Source organism: Blautia sp. ZXY-1-C6 (assembly GCF_056339875.1).
The window spans coordinates 1-2,723 of record NZ_JBWJVQ010000069.1; the positions used below are offsets into that span (position 1 = coordinate 1).

1 protein-coding gene and 2 pseudogenes are annotated in these 2,723 nt (G+C 41.3%); 2 read left to right on the forward strand and 1 reads right to left on the reverse strand.

Annotated features, from left to right (window positions below; genetic code table 11):
- Positions 1–841 (forward strand): annotated as a pseudogene (locus tag AC075J_RS02755) (lacto-N-biose phosphorylase central domain-containing protein); the annotation flags it as partial.
- 215 nt (positions 842–1,056) lie between these two features.
- Here the strand turns inward: AC075J_RS02755 and trpS are convergent.
- Positions 1,057–2,118, reverse strand: a complete 1,062-nt coding sequence (gene trpS / locus AC075J_RS02760; protein ID WP_022380250.1) for a tryptophan--tRNA ligase — start codon at positions 2,116–2,118, stop codon at positions 1,057–1,059.
- 271 nt (positions 2,119–2,389) lie between these two features.
- On the opposite strand from trpS, the pseudogene AC075J_RS02765 reads away from it, so the two are divergent.
- Positions 2,390–2,723: pseudogene (locus AC075J_RS02765) on the forward strand (AAA family ATPase); the annotation flags it as partial.

The window sequence follows — 2,723 nt, forward strand, 5'->3', positions numbered from 1 at the left end:
GTAGCAGTCCTGACTCGTTGGGGAAAGATGTGCTCATGGGGTAACCATATGGTACATCACGCCATCTATTACAAGCAGAATTATTCTTATTTCGGAATTATCGAAGCATTAAGCGGCGCACCGTTTGATGTATCATTTATCAGCTTTGACGATATCAAAGCAGACAAAGATCTTCTGAAGAAATTTGACGTAGTGATCAATGTGGGAGATGCGGACACTGCACAGTCAGGCGGCGAGAACTGGATTGACGAAACAATCATCACAGCAGTCAGAGAATTTGTATATAATGGCGGTGGATTTATCGGTGTAGGAGAACCGGCAGCACATCAGTGGCAGGGCAGATTCATTCAGTTAGATGATGTACTTGGAGTAGAAGAAGAACATGGATTTAACCTGAATACAGATAAATATAACTGGGAAGAACACAGAGATCATTTCATCCTTAAAGATGCAGAAGGCGAGGTTGATTTCGGTGAAGGTAAAGAAGAACATTTATGCCTTACCGGAAACAGAAATCTTAATCCAGAAAGACCAGGAAGTGCAGATGGCTGTAAAGACTTTCGGTAAAGGAAGAGGCGTTTATATCAGCGGACTTCCATACAGCTTTAAGAACAGCCGCGTGCTTTATCGTGCAGTCCTTTGGTCAGCATCCGCAGAGGAAGAACTTCACTGCTGGTATTCAACCAACTACAATGTAGAAGTACATGCTTACGTAAAAAATGGAAAATACTGCGTAGTCAACAACACTTACGAACCACAGGATACAGTAGTTTACAGAGGTGATGGAAGCAGCTTCCGGTTACATATGGAGGCAAATGAGATCAAATGGTATCAGATATGAAAGATATCGGATATGAAAGATATCGGATAGATTTTATCTGTAAAATAGATTGAAAAGAAAGTCAGTGAAGAAATAACAGAACAGGTTCAGACGTGAGCAGAATGCTTTTGCCTGAACCTTGTTTTGATGTGTCAATAAGTTGATTTTTGAACAATCTTGCGTTTGAATTTCTTATTTACGCATTGTTGTCGGTCGCTGTAGCCACCGGCATACAATTATTTGATTAAGCTGTTATCATCAAAGTAGTTGATCTGCATTGCTGAACGAACATCATGAAGTGTCTGTGCAGCTTTTGCTTCAGCAACCTTGCTTCCCTCTTTGAGGATATCATATACATCATCAAGATGCTGCTCCCAGTATTTACGTCTCTCGCGGATTGGAGAAAGCTCTGCCTGGAGTACTTTGTTCAGGAACTTCTTAACCTTGACATCACCCAGACCGCCGCGTGTATAATGGGCTTTCAGTTCATCCAGATTCTGATATTCAGGCAGGAACTCTGCGAAATATTCCGGTTTACAGAATGCATCCAGATAAATAAATACAGGGTTTCCTTCCACACGTCCCGGATCTTCCACACGAAGATGATTCGGGTCTGTGAACATGGACATAACCTTCTTCTTAACATCTGCTTCTTCATCTGAAAGGTAGATGCAGTTTCCGAGAGATTTGCTCATTTTTGCTTTTCCGTCAATACCTGGCAGACGTAAGCAGGCTTTATTGGATGGCAGAATAATCTCAGGCTCTGTCAGAGTTTCGCCATAAACAGTATTAAATTTGTGTACGATCTCCTTGCACTGCTCGAGCATTGGAAGCTGATCTTCGCCAACCGGAACAGTAGTAGCGCGGAATGCAGTGATGTCTGCAGCCTGGCTGATCGGATAGCAGAAGAATCCAACAGGGATGCTTGCCTCAAAATTACGCATCTGGATTTCAGATTTAACTGTAGGATTACGCTGTACACGTGCCACAGTAACAAGGTTCATATAATAGAAAGTAAGCTCTGTAAGCTCCGGAACCATGGACTGGATAAAGATAGTGGATTTCTCAGGATCAATGCCGCATGCAAGATAATCCAGGGCAACCTGAAGGATGTTCTGGCGAACTTTCTCAGGGTGTTCAGCGTTATCTGTTAATGCCTGTGCATCTGCGATCATAATATAAATTTCATCATATAAGCCGGAGTTCTGTAAACGAACACGCTCGGATAATGAACCAACATAATGTCCAACATGAAGGCGGCCTGTTGGGCGGTCACCGGTTAAAATAATTTTGCTCATTTTGCTCTCCTAAAAGTAAATTCCGATTTTCCAGAGAGTTTCTGGAAATTCTCAGTTACTACTATTATAAGGCCTGCGAATGTTACCGTCAATGATTTTGGGGGAATAAATGAGGATATAATTTATTGAATATTTATGCAATAAATACATTTACAGAATTGATTAAAAGAAAAGATTCTGCTAGAATAATAAATAGCTTCCGGCAGGATTGCAGAGATGCGTAACAGAAATATGTCATGCGTTGTATGATAAGATAAAAGGAGTATTTACCATGCCAGTATTTGATTTCAGCGGTGCTTCAGACAAGAAACCAGGTGTACAGTCTGAATGTACCTACACTACTTTCCAGTCTAATGAAAAGGAGACTTCCCCTGAGAAACCGATCATGATTCTGGATAACAGCAGCCGTCAGTGGAAACATCATTCCTGCGGTATTTTTACTAATCCAATCAAACGTACATCCTTTGAATTTAAAGAGGATGACGGCGTTTTCAGTGCAGATATCATCAGTATTGATTCAAGATTTGTAAGTCTTCTGAAATGGCTTGGGGAGAATCATATCAATGTGCGCCTTTCAGGAGAGAATAAAGAGAATGGTTATGCAG